Annotated in this window: 21 protein-coding genes; 9 read left to right on the top strand and 12 right to left on the bottom strand. The window is 63.6% G+C overall.

Annotated features, from left to right (window positions below; translation table 11 throughout):
* The first annotated feature begins 32 nt into the window (after positions 1-32).
* Positions 33-752, top strand: a complete 720-nt coding sequence (locus FJW04_RS01205; RefSeq protein ID WP_140711860.1) for an MBL fold metallo-hydrolase — start codon at positions 33-35, stop codon at positions 750-752.
* A 186-nt stretch (positions 753-938) separates the two neighbouring features.
* The gene (locus FJW04_RS01200; RefSeq protein WP_140711858.1) at positions 939-2,486 is read left to right on the top strand and encodes a DegQ family serine endoprotease; all 1,548 of its coding nucleotides are present in this window, start codon (positions 939-941) and stop codon (positions 2,484-2,486) included.
* A 56-nt stretch (positions 2,487-2,542) separates the two neighbouring features.
* On the opposite strand, the gene coaA is transcribed toward FJW04_RS01200, so the two are convergent.
* The 9 genes from coaA to hisB all read right to left on the bottom strand — a co-directional run bounded on the left by coaA (position 2,543) and on the right by hisB (position 8,312).
* Positions 2,543-3,502, bottom strand: coding sequence for a type I pantothenate kinase (gene coaA / locus FJW04_RS01195; protein WP_140660227.1), 960 nt, complete (start codon positions 3,500-3,502; stop codon positions 2,543-2,545).
* A gap of 24 nt (positions 3,503-3,526) precedes the next feature.
* Positions 3,527-3,850, bottom strand: a complete 324-nt coding sequence (locus FJW04_RS01190) for a phosphoribosyl-ATP diphosphatase (RefSeq protein WP_015314588.1) — start codon at positions 3,848-3,850, stop codon at positions 3,527-3,529.
* A gap of 61 nt (positions 3,851-3,911) precedes the next feature.
* Entirely contained in the window at positions 3,912-4,706 is a 795-nt protein-coding gene (hisF, locus tag FJW04_RS01185; RefSeq protein WP_041163598.1) for an imidazole glycerol phosphate synthase subunit HisF, read from the bottom strand.
* A complete protein-coding gene (locus FJW04_RS01180; RefSeq protein WP_140711856.1) occupies positions 4,703-5,539 on the bottom strand; it encodes an arginase family protein in 837 nt (278 codons plus the stop codon). Before FJW04_RS01180 ends, hisF begins: the two co-directional genes overlap by 4 nt.
* Entirely contained in the window at positions 5,536-6,285 is a 750-nt protein-coding gene (hisA, locus tag FJW04_RS01175; RefSeq protein WP_140711854.1) for a 1-(5-phosphoribosyl)-5-[(5-phosphoribosylamino)methylideneamino]imidazole-4-carboxamide isomerase, read from the bottom strand. The genes FJW04_RS01180 and hisA overlap by 4 nt, the downstream gene beginning before the upstream one ends.
* Positions 6,286-6,576 (bottom strand): DUF1330 domain-containing protein, encoded by a 291-nt coding sequence (locus FJW04_RS01170; protein WP_140711852.1) that lies wholly within the window; start codon positions 6,574-6,576, stop codon positions 6,286-6,288.
* Positions 6,577-6,579: 3 nt separating this feature from the next.
* Entirely contained in the window at positions 6,580-7,230 is a 651-nt protein-coding gene (hisH, locus tag FJW04_RS01165; protein WP_015314583.1) for an imidazole glycerol phosphate synthase subunit HisH, read from the bottom strand.
* Position 7,231: 1 nt separating this feature from the next.
* On the bottom strand, positions 7,232-7,708 hold the full coding sequence (locus tag FJW04_RS01160) for a DUF2628 domain-containing protein (RefSeq protein ID WP_140711850.1): 477 nt from the start codon (positions 7,706-7,708) through the stop codon (positions 7,232-7,234).
* 4 nt (positions 7,709-7,712) lie between these two features.
* Complete coding sequence (gene hisB, locus FJW04_RS01155) at positions 7,713-8,312, bottom strand: imidazoleglycerol-phosphate dehydratase HisB (RefSeq protein ID WP_140711848.1); 600 nt, start codon at positions 8,310-8,312, stop codon at positions 7,713-7,715.
* A 233-nt stretch (positions 8,313-8,545) separates the two neighbouring features.
* Here hisB and hslV point away from each other — a divergent pair, with 233 nt between their 5' ends.
* From hslV to FJW04_RS01130, 5 genes are all read left to right on the top strand, one after another.
* Complete coding sequence (gene hslV / locus FJW04_RS01150) at positions 8,546-9,097, top strand: ATP-dependent protease subunit HslV (RefSeq protein ID WP_015314580.1); 552 nt, start codon at positions 8,546-8,548, stop codon at positions 9,095-9,097.
* Between the two features lie 47 nt (positions 9,098-9,144).
* The gene (locus tag FJW04_RS01145) at positions 9,145-9,660 is read left to right on the top strand and encodes a GNAT family N-acetyltransferase (protein ID WP_140711846.1); all 516 of its coding nucleotides are present in this window, start codon (positions 9,145-9,147) and stop codon (positions 9,658-9,660) included.
* 8 nt (positions 9,661-9,668) lie between these two features.
* Complete coding sequence (locus FJW04_RS01140; protein ID WP_140620598.1) at positions 9,669-10,268, top strand: DUF2585 domain-containing protein; 600 nt, start codon at positions 9,669-9,671, stop codon at positions 10,266-10,268.
* Positions 10,269-10,272: 4 nt separating this feature from the next.
* Positions 10,273-11,583: an ATP-dependent protease ATPase subunit HslU gene (gene hslU, locus FJW04_RS01135; RefSeq protein ID WP_015314577.1), complete on the top strand. Its 1,311-nt coding sequence runs from the start codon at positions 10,273-10,275 to the stop codon at positions 11,581-11,583.
* A gap of 170 nt (positions 11,584-11,753) precedes the next feature.
* Positions 11,754-12,713 carry a DUF1402 family protein gene (locus FJW04_RS01130; protein ID WP_140711844.1) on the top strand — a complete coding sequence of 320 codons (960 nt, stop codon included), beginning with the start codon at positions 11,754-11,756 and terminating at the stop codon, positions 12,711-12,713.
* A 284-nt stretch (positions 12,714-12,997) separates the two neighbouring features.
* On the opposite strand, the gene FJW04_RS01125 is transcribed toward FJW04_RS01130, so the two are convergent.
* Genes FJW04_RS01125 through FJW04_RS01115 form a run of 3 tightly spaced genes read right to left on the bottom strand, consistent with a single transcriptional unit; the run spans position 12,998 to position 15,666 of the window.
* Entirely contained in the window at positions 12,998-14,215 is a 1,218-nt protein-coding gene (locus FJW04_RS01125; protein ID WP_224720503.1) for an FAD-dependent oxidoreductase, read from the bottom strand.
* 17 nt (positions 14,216-14,232) lie between these two features.
* A complete protein-coding gene (locus FJW04_RS01120; RefSeq protein WP_140711840.1) occupies positions 14,233-14,547 on the bottom strand; it encodes a MocE family 2Fe-2S type ferredoxin in 315 nt (104 codons plus the stop codon).
* A 27-nt stretch (positions 14,548-14,574) separates the two neighbouring features.
* Entirely contained in the window at positions 14,575-15,666 is a 1,092-nt protein-coding gene (locus FJW04_RS01115; RefSeq protein ID WP_140711838.1) for a fatty acid desaturase family protein, read from the bottom strand.
* A 134-nt stretch (positions 15,667-15,800) separates the two neighbouring features.
* Here FJW04_RS01115 and FJW04_RS01110 point away from each other — a divergent pair, with 134 nt between their 5' ends.
* Together FJW04_RS01110 and FJW04_RS01105 are read left to right on the top strand one after the other, a co-directional pair.
* Positions 15,801-16,832, top strand: a complete 1,032-nt coding sequence (locus tag FJW04_RS01110) for a LacI family DNA-binding transcriptional regulator (RefSeq protein ID WP_140711836.1) — start codon at positions 15,801-15,803, stop codon at positions 16,830-16,832.
* A 191-nt stretch (positions 16,833-17,023) separates the two neighbouring features.
* A complete protein-coding gene (locus tag FJW04_RS01105; protein ID WP_224622821.1) occupies positions 17,024-17,701 on the top strand; it encodes a hypothetical protein in 678 nt (225 codons plus the stop codon).
* Positions 17,702-17,786 lie beyond the last annotated feature (85 nt).

The raw sequence follows: 17,786 nt of genomic DNA, 5'->3' as shown, positions 1-17,786 counted from the left end.
CGGCTCACACTTGATGCCCAGGCTCACACCTGATGAATAGCTGGTTCTCCAGGCGCATCGTCGACGGCAGGACGACGATGCTGACCGAGCCGTTCGTGCACGACTATGTGCGCGCCAATATCTGGCATTTCACCGGCCGCGACGCCGACCTTCTGGTCGACACCGGGATGGGCATCTGTCCGCTGGCGCCGGAGATAAGGACGCCCGAAGGCAAGCCGCTTCTGGTCGTCGCCACCCATATCCACCTCGACCATGTCGGCTCGCTGCACGAATTTCCGCTGCGGGCCGGGCCAAGGATGAGCGCAGCGCAATTCGAGAGCATGGATGAGGCCGCGACTTACGCCTACATGTTCCACGATCTCGAGGGCGCCGTTTCGAAATTGCCGGCGCCTGGCTGGAAGTCGGCCGACTATGCGATAGCGCCGGCACCGTTGACGCGTATGCTCGACGAAGGCGACGTGGTCGATCTAGGAGACCGCCGGTTTCGGGTGCTGCATCTCCCCGGACATTCGCCGGATTCGATCGCGCTTTTCGATGAGGCCGACGGCCTGTTTTTCAGCGGCGACGCCATCTATGACGACACGCTGATCGACGATTTGCCGGATTCCGACCGGGAGGCCTATCGCAACACGATGCGCCGGCTGCTCGACCTGCCGATCAGGATCGGCCATGGCGGCCACGGCCCGAGCTTCGACGGCGGGCGCATGCGCGAAATCGCGTCGGCCTATCTGCGATCCGTAAGCGCACTCTGAATTAAATCTTCGTAAGGTCGGGCTAAAACCCTAAATCGCGCAGATCGGCGCCCTAGATAGTTGTTGTCGATCCGGCCGGCTGCCATGCGTGGCGAGGCAGGCAACCCGGGCCGTCGGCACGCTGACGGGCACTTCTCCCAGGAAGACCCGCGGCGCGGATCAACCCCTCGCCCGGACAGAACGACCATGTCAAACCTGAGCATTCTTCGTAGGCATCGCGTCGCCGCCCTGCTGGGCGCCGCGCTGCTGGTTTCTCCCTTTGTCGTCTCATTCGCCGACAGCGCGAACGGCGTCGGCACGGGCAACACGGTTGCAACGACGCAGACCCCCGTTGCCGGGACCTCGGCCCCGAGGGGTTCGTTGGCGCCGATCGTGGCCACGACCAAGCCGGCCGTCGTGACCGTGACCACGGTCATGAAAGGACAGCCGGAAGCAATGAACGAAGCGTCGCCCTTCGATGGCGCCTCGCCCTTCGACGACTATTTCCGCCAGTTCTTCGGCGATCAGGGCATGCCCGCTCCCAAGACGCCTCCGCAACAGCGGTTGCCGCGGGCCGAAGCGCTCGGTTCGGGCTTCATCGTCGGTGCCGACGGCACCATCGTCACCAACAACCATGTCGTCGACGGCGCTTCCTCGATAAAGGTCACGCTCGACGACGGCACGGAGCTCCCGGCCAAGCTGGTCGGTCACGATGCCAAGAACGACCTCGCCGTGCTGAAGATCAACGCCGGCAAGTCGTTGCCAACCGTGAAATGGGGCGACTCCGACAAGCTCATGACAGGCGACCAGGTGCTGGCGATCGGCAATCCGTTCGGCATCGGCACCACGGTAACGGCCGGTATCGTCTCGGCGCGTGGCCGCGACCTGCATAGCGGGCCCTTCGACGATTTCATCCAGATAGACGCGCCGATCAATCACGGCAATTCCGGCGGCCCGCTGGTGGACGTCAACGGGAATGTCGTCGGCATCAACACGGCGATCTATTCGCCCAATGGCGGCAGCGTCGGTGTCGGTTTCGCCATTCCGTCGGACCAGGCCGAGAAGGTGGTCGCCAAACTGATGAAGGGCGGCAACATCGAATACGGCTATCTCGGCGTCGAGATCCAGCCCGTCACCCCGGATGTGGCAAGCGCCATCGGGCTGGACCGTCCCAGCGGTGCCTTGGTCTCGCAGGTCAATGACGGCTCGCCCGCGGCCAAGGCCGGCGTCGAGACCGGCGACGTCATCACCGGCTTCGCCGGGCAGGATGTCAAGGATCCCAAGGACCTGTCACGAGCCGTCGCCGACGTCGCGCCGGGTGCCAAGGAGAGACTGGATGTCTGGCGCAAGGGCAAGGCCATGCAGATCTCGGTGGAGGTCGGACGCAACAGCGACGATGTGAAAACGGCGTCTACGGATGACTCCAGCGCGCCGGGCACCGAACAGGGTTCCCGCGTGCCGGCCGTCGGCCTCGGCTTGATGGATATCACGCCGGACATCCGCCAGCAGATGAACCTGCCCGAGAACCAGCACGGCGCGGTGGTTGCGAGCGTCAATCCCGACAAGCCGGCAGCGACTGCCGGCATCCAGCCGGGCGATGTCATCGTCGCCGTCAACCAGGCTCCGGTGAAGAGCGCCAGGCAGGTGACCCAAGCGATTGCCCAAGCCGGCAAATCCGGACGCAAATCGGTGCTGCTTCTGGTCGAGCGTGGTGACACCCAGATCTATGTCGCCGTGCCGTTCGCCAATGGCTGACACATAAACAGCGGCGTGGCGGGCTTGTGGAGCGCCCGCTACGCCCAGTCTATCGGCTACAACTTGCGCAGCGCCACTTCCTCGATCAGGTGGTCGGCGCCCTTGCGCAGGATCAAGTCGGCGCGGGCACGCGTCGGCAGGATGTTTTCGCGCAGGTTCTTCAGGTTGATGTTGGTCCACAGGCCCTCGGCGATCGCCTTGGCCGCATCCTCCGACAGCTGCGAATAGCGGTGGAAGAAGGAGTCCGGATCGCGGAAGGCGGTTTCGCGCAGCCGCATGAAGCGGGAAATATACCAATTGTGGATCAGCTTCTCGTCGGCGTCGATATAGATGGCGAAGTCGAAGAAGTCCGACAGGAAGGGCACGATCTTGCCGTCCTGCGGCAGCTTGCCCGGCTGCAGCACGTTGATGCCTTCGAAGATCAGGATGTCGGGCCGGTCGATGGTGACGAACTCGCCGGGGATGACGTCATAGGTAAGGTGCGAATAGACCGGCGCGCGGACATCGGGCAACGCCGACTTGATACCCGAGAGGAAACGCAGCAGCGCGCCGACATCGTAGCTGTCGGGGAAACCCTTGCGCTCCATCAGGTTTTCGCGGCGCAGCACCTCGTTGGGCAGCAGGAAGCCGTCCGTGGTGATGAGGTCCACCTTAGGGCTCGACGGCCATCGCGCCAGCAATTCCTTCAGCACGCGCGCCGTGGTCGATTTGCCGACCGCGACAGAACCGGCAATGCCGATGATGAACGGCGTCTTGGCCACGTCGGCGGCGTTGAAGAAAGCCTGGCGCTGCCGGAACAGAAGCTGGCTCGCCTCGACATGCGCCGACAAAAGCCGCGACAAGGACAAATAGATGCGCTTGACCTCTTCGAGGTCGACCGGGTCATTGAGCGAACGCAGGCGGCGGAACTCGTCCTCGCTCAGCGTCAGCGGCGTATCGGCGCGGAACCGCGACCACTGCTCGGCCGAGAAGAAGCGAAACGGAGAGTATTTCTCGGTTGGCGCGAGCTGATCCATCGAGATACCTGCCCTTCCTCCCGATCAGCCCTTGGGCCGCGACGCCTTCTCGGCGATGCCCGAACGCCCGGTACGGGCTTCGAGCTCCTTGAGCACGTCGTTCAACGGGACACCCGAGATGCCGAGAACGACAAGCCAATGATATATAAGATCGGCGCTTTCGGAAACGAGGCCCTGTTTGTCGCCCTTGACGGCGGCGATCACGGTCTCGACCGCCTCCTCGCCGAGTTTCTGCGCCGCCTTGTCGATGCCCCGGGCGTAAAGCTTGGCCGTCCACGAATCCGGATCGCCGGAATGGGCGCGGTCGCTGACGATTTTTTCCAGGTCGGAGAGCGAAAACTCGGCCATGTTCGATCTATCTTCTTGTTAAAGCCGGGTTTTTCCCGAAAGCCGGCTTCGGGAGCATGCTCTAGGACCTGTTGCCCAGCGAGTCCAGCCGCATCGGCAGGCCGGCCTTGGCCATATGCGCCTTGGCTTCGGCGATGGTGTAGGTGCCGAAATGGAAGATGGAGGCCGCCAGCACAGCACCCGCATGGCCGTCGCGGATGCCTTCGACCATGTGGTCGAGCGTGCCGACGCCACCCGAAGCGATGACCGGCGCGCGCACCGCGTCCGACACCGCGCGGGTCAGCGCGATGTCGTAGCCGGCCTTGGTGCCGTCGCGGTTCATCGAGGTCAACAGGATCTCGCCGGCGCCGCGATCGACCATTTTCCGCGCGAATTCCACGGCGTCGATGCCGGTCTTCTCGCGCCCGCCATGGGTGAAGATCTCCCAGCGGTCGGCCTCGCCGGGGCCGGAGACTTTCTTGGCGTCGATGGCGACGACGATGCATTGGTTGCCGAACTTGTCGGCCGCTTCGGCGACGAAATCCGGGTTCTTCACCGCCGCCGTGTTGATCGAGACCTTGTCGGCCCCGGCCAGCAGCAATTTTCGGATGTCGGCCACCTGGCGCACGCCGCCGCCGACGGTCAGCGGCATGAAGCATTGTTCCGCGGTGCGGGCGATGACGTCGAAGATGGTCTCGCGATTGTCCGACGAGGCGGTGATGTCGAGAAAGCAGAGTTCGTCGGCGCCGGCGGCATCATAGGCCTTGGCGGCCTCCACCGGATCGCCGGCGTCGATGAGGTCGACGAAATTGACGCCCTTGACGACACGGCCGTCCTTGACGTCGAGGCAAGGGATGACGCGGGCTTTCAGCATCAGCGGCCCTCTATCGTGGCAAGCAGATCGTTGAGCAGCTGACCGACCAACGGCGGCACATCGGCTTGGGCATCGAAGGCCGGATCGTAAGCGGAAACGGTGATGCCGACGACCGGTACCGCAAGCGCCATGGCGCAGGCCGCGTCGCGCAGCTGCTCCGGGTTCGGTCCGCCTGATGTGACGTAACGGTTGGCCTGCAGCGCCTTGGGGTCGTGCACGTCGAGATCGAGATGCATGTGCACGCTGTTGGCCCCGGCGGCCTTCAGTTTTTCCGTCGCTTGCGCCACGCCTGGACATTCCGTCCGGATGACAGGCAATGTTTCGAGAAGGTTTTCCTCCGCCGGATCGAGATCGCGGGCGTTGAGGAGCACGCAGCGCGCGGGATCGATCGGCCTGAAGCCGGGAATGGCGGCCGCCATCGGACGCCAGCACAGGCCGAGCACCGTCGACAGCGCCATGCCGTCGAGAAAGCCGTAGACGGACGTCTCCGGCGTGTTGAGGTCGCCGTGCTGGTCTGCCCAGATGATGGCGTCGGCGCCTTCGCCGGCGACCGCGCCGGCTGACGTCAGGCAGTTTCCGGCCAGCACGATGGGGAACCGCCCCCTGTCGCGGGCCATGCGGACCTCGCCCGAGACGGCGTTGCAGACGGCAAAACCCGTGGCGATCTCGCGCTCCTGGCCGTCGCCGACCCTGCCGATATCCTCGACCGTGACGTCGTGGCCGGCAAGGGTGAGGGCATCGACGAGCCCGCCCGATATCAGCGCGTCGGGCCCCTGGCCCATGCCGCCATGATAGTGGCCGCTGTCATAGGAGGCCAGGATGAGCGAAACTTTCACGACCGCGCCTCCATCGCCGGCCGGCCCCGCAGGATGGCCAGCGCCTCTGTGGGATCGATGCGGCCGTCATAGAGGGCACGGCCCGAGATTGCGCCTTCGAGTTTTTTCGCATCGGGCATGGTCATGCGCACGATGTCGGCGATCGAAGCCAGTCCGCCCGAGGCGATGACCGGGATCGACACGGCGTCGGCAAGGTCGATGGTGGCGTCCCAGTTGATGCCGGTCAGCACGCCGTCGCGGTCGATGTCGGTATAGATGATGGCGGCGACGCCGGCGCCCTCGAATTTCCTGGCCAGTTCGATGACTCCGAGGCTCGAGGCTTCGGCCCAGCCTTCGACCGCTACCTTGCCGCCCTTGGCATCGATGCCGACCGCGACCTTGCCCGGAAATGCCTTGCAGGCCTGCCTGACCAGATCGGGATCGCGCACCGCCACCGTGCCGAGGATGACGCGGGCCAGCCCACGGTCGAGCCAGTCCTCGATCTGCTCCAGCGTGCGAATGCCGCCGCCGAGCTGCACCGGGTTCTTCGTCGCCTTCAGGATGGCCCCTACCGCGGCACTGTTGACGCTCTGGCCCTGGAAGGCGCCGTTGAGGTCGACGACATGCAGCCACTCGAAGCCCTGCCCTTCAAAGGCTTTTGCCTGCGCGGCGGGGTCGTCATTGTAGATCGTCGCGGTCGCCATATCGCCGTGCTTCAGCCGCACGCATTGGCCGTCCTTGAGGTCGATGGCTGGAAACAGGATCACTCAGGCACCCTCGACGATCGCGAAATGTCCGGTCGAAGCCGCCAGCCTGTTCTGCAACGCTGTCTGGTAGGCTGGCGATCGATAGCAGCTGAGCGCGGTTTCATAAGAGTCGAACTCGACCACCACCTGCCTGCCAAATTCCGACCCTTCGGGATTGGTCACTTGTCCGCCGCGCACGAGATAGCGGCCTCCGAAAGACGAAACCGCGTCGCCGATGGCGTCGCGGTAACGCTGATATCCTTCCGGGTCTGTCACCGTCAGCATTACCAGCCAATAGCCCTTCTTGCCCATGGTTCAGGGCCTCCAGCGCAGGAAATTGGTGATCAGCGCCAGGCCCAGCGCCTGGCTCTTCTCAGGATGGAACTGCGTGCCAGCGAGATTGTCACGGGCGACCGTGGCCGTCACCGGACCCCCATAGTCGGCGACCGCGAGGATCTCGTCCGGTTTTTTTGCGTCGAGATGGTAGGAGTGGACGAAATAGGCATGCAGTCCCGCCGCGCCGGTCGGAATGCCGGAGAACAATGGGTGCTTATGCCTCAATTCGATCGTGTTCCAGCCGATCTGCGGGATCTTCAGCGCCGGATCGGAAGGCGTGATCTCCTTGACGTCGCCCGATATCCAGCCGAAGCCGTTGGTGACGGTCTTTTCGAGGCCGCGCTCGGACATCAGCTGCATGCCGACGCAAATTCCCAGGAAAGGCCGGCCCTTGGCGATGGCGACGTCCTCGACCGCCTCCCACATGCCGTCCACGGCACGCAGGCCGGCCGCGCAATCGGCGTAAGCGCCGACGCCGGGCAGGACGATGCGGTCCGCGGTGCGCACCCGGTCGGCATCGGCCGTCAGGTCGATCTCGGCCGCGATGCCGGCCTCGCGCGCGGCGCGCTCGAAGGCCTTGGTGGCCGAGCGCAGATTGCCCGAACCGTAATCGATGATCGCAACCCGCATCTCAGCGCCGTCCCGGAATGTGGGTCAGCCCCAGCGCCATGCCGGGCTGCGCCGGGCGCGCCAAAGCGGCATCGGGAATGATGCGCGGCGCGGGTGCTGCTTCATCCGAAAGCCCTTCCACCTCAAGGGCATAGCGCATGTCGGCATCGGCGAGCCAGCCGGCCTCGACGACGCCCCACTCATGCCAGCCGCGGCGGCGCAGTGCCGCGATGCGCAGGCCCTGTCCTTCCAGTCCGACATAGAGCGAGACGAGCAGCGACAAAAGCGAGCCGGCCACACCGAGGCCAAGTCCCTGGCCAAGCATTGAAAGCACGCCCATGACGACAAAGGCGAGCGCCGCTTCGACCCACATCCGGTGCCAGGCAAGCCACAGCGGCGGCACAAGCAGGCCGAGCCAGGTGAAGCCGTCGCGGACTAAGGTCGTCGTGTCGACTTTCTCGCTGCGGCCAGGTGGCTCCATCACGACATAGGCGGTCATGAGGCTATCCCTTCAAAGAACCCTTGGTGGAGGGAACCGCGTCAGGCTGGCGCGGATCGCGCTCGAGCGCGGCGCGCAGCGCGCGCGCCACCGCCTTGAAGCAGGTCTCGGCGATATGATGGTTGTTGGCGCCATAATGGTTGGTGACATGCAGCGTGATGCCGGCGTTCTGCGCCAGCGCCTGGAAGAATTCGCGCACCAGTTCGGTGTCGAAGGTGCCGATCTTGGGCGACGAGAACGACACGTTCCAGACCAGGAAGGGGCGGCCCGACACGTCGATCGCCGCGCGCGTCAGCGTCTCGTCCATGGCAAGGTCGATCGAGGCGTAGCGCATGATGCCGCGCCGCTCGCCCAGCGCCTTGGTCAGGGCCTGCCCGAGCGCGATACCGGTGTCCTCGACCGTGTGGTGGTCGTCTATGTGCAGGTCGCCCGTTCCCCTGACGGTCATGTCGATCAGGGAATGGCGGGAAAGCTGGTCCAGCATATGGTCGAAGAAGCCGACGCCGGTGGCGATGTCCGATTTGCCGGAGCCGTCGACATGGACCGACACGGAGATGTCGGTTTCCCCAGTCTTGCGGCTTACATCGGCGGAACGAGGCGCCATCACTCTATCCTTGTGCCAGTGGTTCAGATCGTGACCGGTTCACGGGTCTCAAGCGCTCGCTGGCTTGAAAACGAGAGCCTTCTAGCAGCATGATCCGGCGATTGCCAGTTGCGATCCCGGCCGCTATCGAGCGGTTTGCAATCATTGGCCCCATGCATACATATGGCCGATCAAAGTCACTCGTACCGCGCCAAATCGCCTTTTGAAGGGATGGTGCGAATCGGAGCCAAGAAATGTCCAATGAATTGACCATGCACGCCACGACCATCGTGACCGTGCGCAAGGGCAACAAGGTGGTGATCGCCGGCGACGGCCAGGTCAGCCTGGGCCAGACCATCATGAAGGGCAATGCCCGCAAAGTGCGCCGCATCGGCAAGGGCGGCAATGTGATTGCCGGTTTCGCGGGCGCTACCGCCGACGCCTTCACTCTGCTGGAACGCCTCGAAGCCAAGCTCGAACAATATCCCGACCAACTGACGCGCGCCTGCGTCGAGCTCGCCAAGGACTGGCGCACCGACCGCTATCTGCGCCGGCTGGAGGCGATGATGCTGGTCGCCGACAAGTCGGTCTCGCTGGCGCTGACCGGCAATGGCGATGTGCTGGAACCCGAACATGGCGTCATGGCCATCGGTTCGGGCGGCAATTATGCGCTGGCCGCGGCGCGCGCGCTGATGGATACCGACAAGGATGCCGAGGAGATCGCCCGCAGGGCGATGCAGATCGCGTCCGATATCTGCGTCTACACCAACAACAATTTCGTCGTCGAAACGCTCGATGCCGCCTGAACCAGACCATGACCCCGCAAGGTGGGAACCGGTTTTCGGAAAAGATCATGGTCAAACGAGAAAGTAGCTACGATTTTCGGCCGGTGACCAAAAAGGACCTGCCGATGATCGCCGGCTGGCTCGCCGAGCCGCATGTTGCGGAGTGGTGGGACGATCCCGAGACGGAAATCGCGGAGATTGCCGATCACCTAGACTCGATTTCCGTCGAGCCGCTGATCGTTGAGCTCGACGGAAAGCCGATCGCCTATCTGCAGAGCTATGACCCGCATATGGAAGACGGCCATCCCTATGCCGATCAGCCGTTCGGCACGCTGGGCATCGATGTCTCGATCGGCCGGCCGGAATTGATCGGCATCGGCCATGGCTCAGCCATCGTGCGTCAATTCGTCGAAGACCTGTTCGAAGAAGGCGTGCCGCGTGTCATCATCGATCCCGACCCCGCCAATCTCAGGGCCATCCGCGCCTATGAAAAGGCGGGATTCCGGGCCATTGATCGCAGGCAGTCGATCCATGGCGACGTCGTGCTGATGGCGATCGATGCCGAAGACGCGCAAGAGGGGTAATCCAGGGCATGGTCATATCCAGCGGGGACAAGGGCCTTTCGGCCTACGAGGACAGCTGGCGGATGGGGCTGCTGATCGTCGCCGGCCTGCTCGCCGCCCAGGCTGTCACGCTCTATCTGATGGGCCATCCGCCGATCTGCACCTGCGGCTATGTCAAGCTGTGGCATGGCGTGGTGAACAGTTCGGAGAACTCCCAGCACATTTCGGACTGGTACACTTTCTCGCACATCATCCACGGCTTCCTGTTCTATGCGCTGGCCCGGTTCCTGTTCCCGCGCTCGCCGATCGGCTTGCGGCTGGCATTCGCCGTCCTCGTCGAGGGCGGCTGGGAAATCCTCGAAAACAGCCCGTTCATCATCGAGCGCTACCGCGCCGGCACCATTTCGCTCGATTATTACGGCGATTCGATCATCAATTCGGTGTCCGACACACTGGCCATGGTGCTGGGATTTGTGATGGCGCGAAGGCTACCTATATGGGTGATCGTCAGCCTCGCCATCCTCTTCGAACTGGGTACCGGCTATCTTATCCGGGACAATCTTACACTCAACGTGATCATGCTGCTGCATCCGTTCGAGGCCATCAAGCAGTGGCAAAGTGGAATTTAGTGATATGAGCACATTTTCTCCCCGCGAAATCGTTTCGGAACTCGACCGCTTCATCATCGGCCAGAAGGACGCCAAGCGCGCCGTGGCCATTGCCTTGCGCAACCGCTGGCGCCGCCAGCAGCTCGAAGGCCAGATGCGCGAAGAGGTGATGCCGAAGAACATCCTGATGATCGGCCCGACCGGCGTCGGCAAGACCGAGATCTCGCGCCGCCTGGCCCGGCTGGCCGGCGCGCCTTTCGTCAAGGTCGAGGCGACCAAGTTCACCGAAGTCGGCTATGTCGGTCGCGACGTCGAGCAGATCATCCGCGATCTGGTCGAAATCGCCATCGGGCTGGTGCGCGAAAAGATGCGCGAGGACGTGAAGGCACGCGCCCACGTCAACGCCGAGGAACGCGTGCTGGAAGCGCTGGTCGGCAAGACGGCGAGCCCGGCGACGCGCGATAGTTTCCGCAAGAAGCTGCGCGACGGCGAACTCGACGACAAGGAAATCGAAATCGAGGTGGCCGACACCGGCAATGGCGGCATGCCCGGCTTCGAAATTCCCGGCATGCCGGGCGCCAATATCGGCGTGCTCAACATCAACGACATGCTGTCGAAGGCAATGGGCGGCAAGAAGACCAAGCTGCGCAAGACGACGGTGAAGGAGTCCTACGACCTGCTGGTCAGCGACGAGTCCGACAAGTTGCTCGACCAGGACGAGGTGGTGCGCCGGGCTCTGGACGCAGCGGAAAATGACGGCATCGTCTTCCTCGACGAGATCGACAAGATTGCCGCCAGGTCGGACATTTCGGGCGGCCCGTCGCGCGAAGGCGTGCAGCGCGACCTGCTGCCGCTGGTCGAGGGCACCACGGTGGCGACCAAATACGGGCCGTTGAAGACGGACCATATCCTGTTCATCGCCTCGGGCGCGTTTCACGTCTCGAAGCCGTCGGACCTGTTGCCGGAATTGCAGGGCCGCCTGCCGATCCGCGTCGAACTGCGTGCACTGGAGAAGGACGATTTCGTCCGCATCCTGACCGAGACGGAGGCCAGCCTGATCAAGCAGTACATCGCGCTGATGAAAACCGAAGGCGTCGAGCTGACCTTCACCGACGACGCCATCGATTCGCTGGCCGGCGTCGCCGTCGACCTCAATGCCAGCATCGAGAATATCGGCGCGCGGCGGCTGCAGACGGTGATGGAGCGGGTGCTGGACGAGATCTCCTACGATGCGCCCGACCGCAACGGCACGGCCGTCACCATCGACGCCGCCTATGTGCAGAAGCATGTCGGAGACCTCTCCAGAAACACCGATCTGTCGCGGTTCATCCTCTGAACGAAGACGCCGGAGCAGTCCGACGCGGCATCGAGTAACAACTCCGGCAGGAGCCATGTGTGGCCAGATGGTACCATCTGGCCACCTTTCGTCTCGCCGGATGAAGAGGCGCTCTCGACTCGACCAGGTGCTTTACCTAGTTTGCGCGGCAATTCTCTAGGCGGCGGCGCATGAAAAAACTCATCCTGGTCATTCTCGGCTTGACGCTGGCGGCGACGCTGTTCGCCGCCGACGCGGCGACATTGGTGCCGCCGGGAAACCGCAATGCCGAGCAGCCTGACATTCCCGGCGCCTCCAGTCGCCGCACCCAGGCGACCAACACCAGCTTCCAGGCGAAGTATCGCAAGGTCTACGCGCTGTTGCAGAACGACCCCGACCTGCGCGGCAAGATCAAGAAGGCGGCAAGCGCCTACGGCATCGACCCGATGCACATCGTCGGCGCCATCGTTGGCGAGCACACCTACAATGTCGACGCCTATGACCGGCTGCAGACCTATTATGTCAAGGCGATCTCCTACCTCTCGAGCAAGCTCTCCTTCGCCTATGATGGCGAGGACATTACCGATTTCGTGCAGCGGCCGGAATTCAGGAAGTGCGCCGCGATTTCGGACAGCTACGATCTGTGGGAATGCCGTGAACAGGTTTGGAACCGCTCGTTTCGCGGCAAGACCGTCGGCGGCGAGGATTTCCCCGACAACCGGTTCGGCGCCACCTTCTTCCAGCCCTATTATGCCGGCCAGACCTTCGGCCTCGGCCAGCTCAACCCGCTGACCGCCCTGCAGATGAGCGATCTCGTGCACAAGGTGTCGGGCTTGCCGAAGCTCGACGTCTCCGATCCCAATTCGGTCTACAAGACCATCATGGATCCGGACCTGACGCTTCCTTACGTCGCCGCGACGATCAGGAAGTCGATCGACGCCTATAAGAGCATCGCCGGCTTCGACATTTCGGGCAATCCGGGCCTGACCGCCACGCTCTACAATGTCGGCAATCCGGAACAGCGCGCTTATGCGCTGAAGGTGGAAAACGAAAAACGCCGCGCCACCGGCGAGCCGGAGAAGCTGCCGGAAGAGAATTATTACGGCTGGCTAGTCAACGACAAATTGCCGGAGCTGAAGGCGCTGTTTTAGCGGCTCAGGTGCGCTTGCATTAACTCGTCGACGCCTGCGTCGCCCCTCATTGTCCTGCCGGACGTTCGTCGTTCGAAAAGCCAAGCAATTGGCTTTTCGTCCGCTGCGCGGACCACTTCTCAACTCCCCGTATAGTGACGGGGAGAAATGTGCTGTTATCAATGATCTCGCCAATCGTGATGAATTGCGGTGAGGTTGCCATAGCCCCTTCTCCCCGTTCTACGGGGAGAAGATGCCGGCAGGCAGATGAGGGGCGGCGCCGACATCCACAAGGTGCACGACCCCTATGCCGCCAGCAACGCCTTCAGCTTGACTTCAGGCGATCCCAGCGCGTCCGCCGACGGTTTTGCCCGCTTCGCGATCAGCATCTCGGCCAGCCTGATGTCGCGCGCCACCGCATTGCCCGGGCCGATGCCGCTGGCCGCCACCAGCCTGCCGTCTTCGGCCAGATGAAAGAGGATGAAGGCGCCGTCACCGAGATCGCGGCGCACGGTGCTACGGCCTTCGTCGGACAATCCCGCGATCTGCAGGGACAGGCCATACTGATCCGACCAGAACCACGGCACAGCGGCATGCGGCTCGCCGGCGCCCAGCATGTTCTTCGCCGCCAGTGCGCCCTGTTCCTGCGCGTTGCGCCAGGCTTCCAGCCGCACGCGGCGGCCGCCATAGATGGCAAGCGGGAACGAGCAGCAGTCGCCGGCGGCGAAGATGTCGGGATCGCTGCCGCGCAGTTCTGCGTCGACCGCGATGCCGTTTTCGATGGCCAGGCCGGCCTCCGCCGCCAGCCCGGTCACCGGCACGGCGCCGATGCCGATCACGGCGAGGTCGGCAATGATCTCGCGCCCGCCGGCAAGCGTCACCCGCACCTCCTTGCCGTCGTCGGCGATGGCGGAGATGCCTTCCCCGCAGATCACGTCGACACCCTCGGCGACATGCGCGTCATGGATGATTTCGGCGATCTCGGCCGGAACGCCGCGCATCAGGATGCGCGACTGCGCCTCGATGACGGTGACATCTGCGCCGAGCTTGCGCGCCGCCGCGGCAAGCTCGAGGCCGATGAAGCCGCCGCCGATGACGGCGATGCGATTGCCGGCGCTGAGATGAGCGCGGATGGCCAGCGCATCGGCGAAGGTCCTGAGATAGACGCAGCGCCCGCCAAGGCCAGGCATCGGCAGCTTGCGTGGGGTCGAGCCAGTGGCCAGCAGCAGCTTGTCGTAGGGCAGCACCGAGCCGTCGGACAGGCGCACCGTGTGCGCCGCGCGATCGATCGCGATCGCCTGAACGGAATGGATATGCCGGATCGCTTTTCCCGCCAGGATTTCGTCGCTGGCGATCGCCTTGATTGCAGGCGCGTCGCTGGCCATCGCCTCCTTGGACAGAGGTGGCCTCTCATAGGGCAGATGCGGCTCGTCGCCGACCAGCGTCACCGGCCCGTCATAGCCGAGATCGCGCAGCGTCAGTGCTGCCCGTCCGCCGCATTCGCCGGCCCCGATGATCACCATTCCCGGCGCCATGCCCTTTACCCGATCTGAACCAGCACTTTGCCGGCGTCGACCTTGACCGGATAGGTCCTGAGGTTGACGCAGACCGGCGCGCCCCTGGCCGCGCCCGTCTTGTAGTTGAAGCGGCCATTGTGCTTGGGGCATTCGATGATGTCGTCCATCACCAGCCCGTCGGCGAGATGCACCTTCTCATGCGTGCAAAGTCCGTCGGTGGCGAAATAGTCGTCGTCCGGGCTGCGATAGATGGCGAAGGTGCGCCCGCCATGATCGAAACGCATCACATCTTCTTCGTCGATGTCACCGGTGGCACAGGCCTCGACCCAATCGCTCATTCAGTCCTCCCCTGGAGTTGTCGGATGTCATTCCGCCGCCGCGGCGACGATGTCGTTGTGGAATTCCTCGCGGTACGGCCTGGCGGTCGGCGGCAGCTCGCGCTTGAGGAAATAATCCTCGTTGCGCAGCTGGCGGCGGAAGGCCGGGATCATCTCGCGGTAACCGGCCAGGATCGAGGGCGTCGGCGCCGGCAAATCGTGCTTGATCAGCGCGTGCAGCCTGGGCAGCGCATGGTAGGGCACCATCGGGAACATGTGATGCTCGACATGGTAATTCATGTTCCAGTAGATGAAGCGGCTGATCGGGTTCATGTAGACGGTACGGCTGTTCAGCCGATGATCGGTGACGTTGTCGGCAAGGCCGCCATGCTGCAGCAGGCCGACCATCACATGATGCCAGGCGCCGTAGAGCCGGGGCAGGCCGACCAGCATCAAAGGCAGGAACGACCCGGTATAGAGTGCCAGCGCGATAGTCGCTGCATAGATCGCCGTCCAGATGCGGGCAATATGGATCGCCTTGGGCTGCTCCTGTTCGGGAATGAAGGTTTTTTCCGCAGCGCTGATGTTGCCTGCGGCGTTGCGCAGCATGTCCGACATCGCGTGCCAGGCGTCGAGCACGCCGACAAAACCGAGGAAGAGGCGCGCCAGGTCCGGCGGCCGCATCACCGAGATCTCGGGATCGCGGCCGACGATGATGGTGTCGGTGTGATGGCGCGTGTGGCTCCAGCGCCAGGTCACCGGGTTGCGCATGATCATGAAGCAGGCGATCTGATAGACCGCGTCATTCATCCACTGCGTGCGAAACGCGGTTCCATGGCCGCATTCGTGCCAGCGTGAATCGGTCGACGAGCCGTAGAGCACGCCATAGACGAAGAAGAACGGCACGCACCACCAGCTGCCCCAGAACCAGGCACCGCCGGCGCCGCTGACGATGAGGGCGGTCAGCCAGATCGCGGTGTCGCGGATCGCCGGGCCATCGGAGCGCTGCATCAGCTCCTTCATCTGCTTGCGGGGAATGTCGGTGTGATACCACTCGGCGGCCGACAGGCCGTTCTCGACGGCAAGCCGGGCGTCGCGGCCGATCAGGCTGTAGTCACGCCGTGACGGCGCTGCGGTCATGATTGCCTCCCAAGGCAACGGGCTCGATACCCAGAATAACGCCGCGCCATGATAGACTCAACATCACAAAGATAGTTTCTATCATTTCCTATCAAAGTAAGGTATCGATATCAGGCAATCGAGCGAGGGCGATCATGGCGAAACGGCCGACCATCACTGATCTGGCGCGCGTCTCCGGCGTCAGTGTCGCCACGGTGGACCGCGTGCTCAACAATCGCTTGCCGGTACGCGAGGAAACGGCGCGCCGCGTCTACGAGACCGCGACCGAGATCGGCTATCATGCCGCCGGCCTGATCAAGCAGAGGATGCGCCACGAGCTGCCGGAATACCGGCTGGGCTTCCTGCTTTTGAGAGGCAACGACGTCTTCTACACGGAGTTCGCGCGGCAGCTCGAACTCGCGCTGTCGCAATCGCAGCGCTTCCGCGGCGTCGCCATCATCGACTTCGCCAGTTCGCTGACGCCGGATGAAATCGTCGAGCGCACGCGCAAGCTGGCGGCTAAATGCAGGGCGGTCGCCCTGGTCGGGCCCGATCACCCGGCGCTGACGGTCACCGTCGAGGAGATGAAGGCCAAGGGATTGCCGGTCTTTTCCCTGCTGTCCGACTTCGCGGCCGGCATTCGCGAGGGCTATGTCGGCCTTGACAACCGCAAGGTCGGCCGCACCGCGGCCTGGATGATCTCCAAGGCGGCGAAGCGGCCGGGCAAGGTCGCGCTCTTCGTCGGCAGCCACCGCTTCCACGGCCATGAACTGCGCGAGATCGGCTTCCGCTCCTTCTTCCGCGAGCAGGCACCGGACTTCACCTTGCTGGAAACGCTGGTCAATCTCGAGGCCAACCAGATCACGCAGGACACGCTGCTCGACCTGCTCGGCCGCCACCCGGACCTCGTCGGCTGCTACGTCGCGGGCGGTGGCATGGAAGGCGCGGTCGCGGCGCTGCGGCAGGCCAGGCCCGCCGAGATGCCGGCGGTCGTCTGCAACGAGATATCGGCGGTCTCGCGGTCCGCCCTGGCGGACGGGGTGCTGACCATGGTGATCTCCACGCCGCTGGCTGCCTTGTGCCGCGAACTGCTCGGCCTCATGGCGCATGCCATCGAGACGGGCGCGGCCAACGCACCCGGCCAGACCTTCCTGCCGTTCGACATCTACCTGCCCGAGAACATCTAGCGAGCTTTGGCCTAAAGCATAGCGCCCGACCTGCATCCAAATTGACGCATTACCGATCGCTAATATATACATACCCAATGGACGGGGATGGGTTTGGGTACATCGCTTTTGGGAGCGACGAGCTCTATGCGCGTGGCGCGCTCTTCAGCGCGCTTCGCTTGCTTCACTATTGCCCGGGTGCCAGGATCACGGTGCTGACCGACCGACCCTCCATTTTCGACGGCTATCCCATCGAAGCGATCGAGCTCACGGCCCAGAGACAGACCGAGATGTCCTTCGGCAATCGATACAGATTTGGCATCAAGGCCGCCGGCATCATCGATCTGCTTCAACGTTGCGAGCGCCTGTTCTTCATGGATGCGGACATGTATCCGACCGGCGACATATCGCGCTGTTTCAACCGAATTTCAGCCTTGTCCTCGATAATGTGGCGGTGCGAAGGGCGCCCAAAGGCTCCCTATCGCTCGCTCGAAGGCGAGGGGCTCTCCATTGGAGGCCGCATCCTGATCGGAGATGAAACGATGTGGGCGAGCGGCGTCCTTGGCGTTCATCATCACAACATTCCGGCGCTGGAGCGAGCATACGCGGCCAGCGAGAAAGTCAGTGAAATCGTGCATTTGCACACCCCGGAACAATTCTGTACCGGCGTCGCGCTATCCCAGGATGGGCGAACGATCAGCCGCCACTGGCTGCCGATCCGCAACTACAGTACCAGGGGAAAGAAGCTCCATGCCCGAAGGCGAATTGGAGCTTTCTTCGATCTCAACGGCAAGCTCAGTGTCGAACGGCAGGTGAAGCAGGCGGCGTCGTGCAGGGTCTGGAGAGCGCCGCTCGACCTCTTGTTGCAGAGAGACATCTGGCATTTCTGAACGCCATGCCATCGCCCGCCGACGGCATCCAAGGAATGGACCCGGCGCGCAGACGCCGTCGGCTCCGCACCGCATTCCCGTGTCC

The sequence above is a fragment of the Mesorhizobium sp. B2-7-3 genome (genome assembly GCF_006440715.1).
Taxonomy (GTDB): Bacteria; Pseudomonadota; Alphaproteobacteria; order Rhizobiales; family Rhizobiaceae; genus Mesorhizobium; species Mesorhizobium australicum.
Note: the sequence above shows the minus strand (reverse complement) of the source record. Positions and strands in the feature narration are given on the sequence as shown.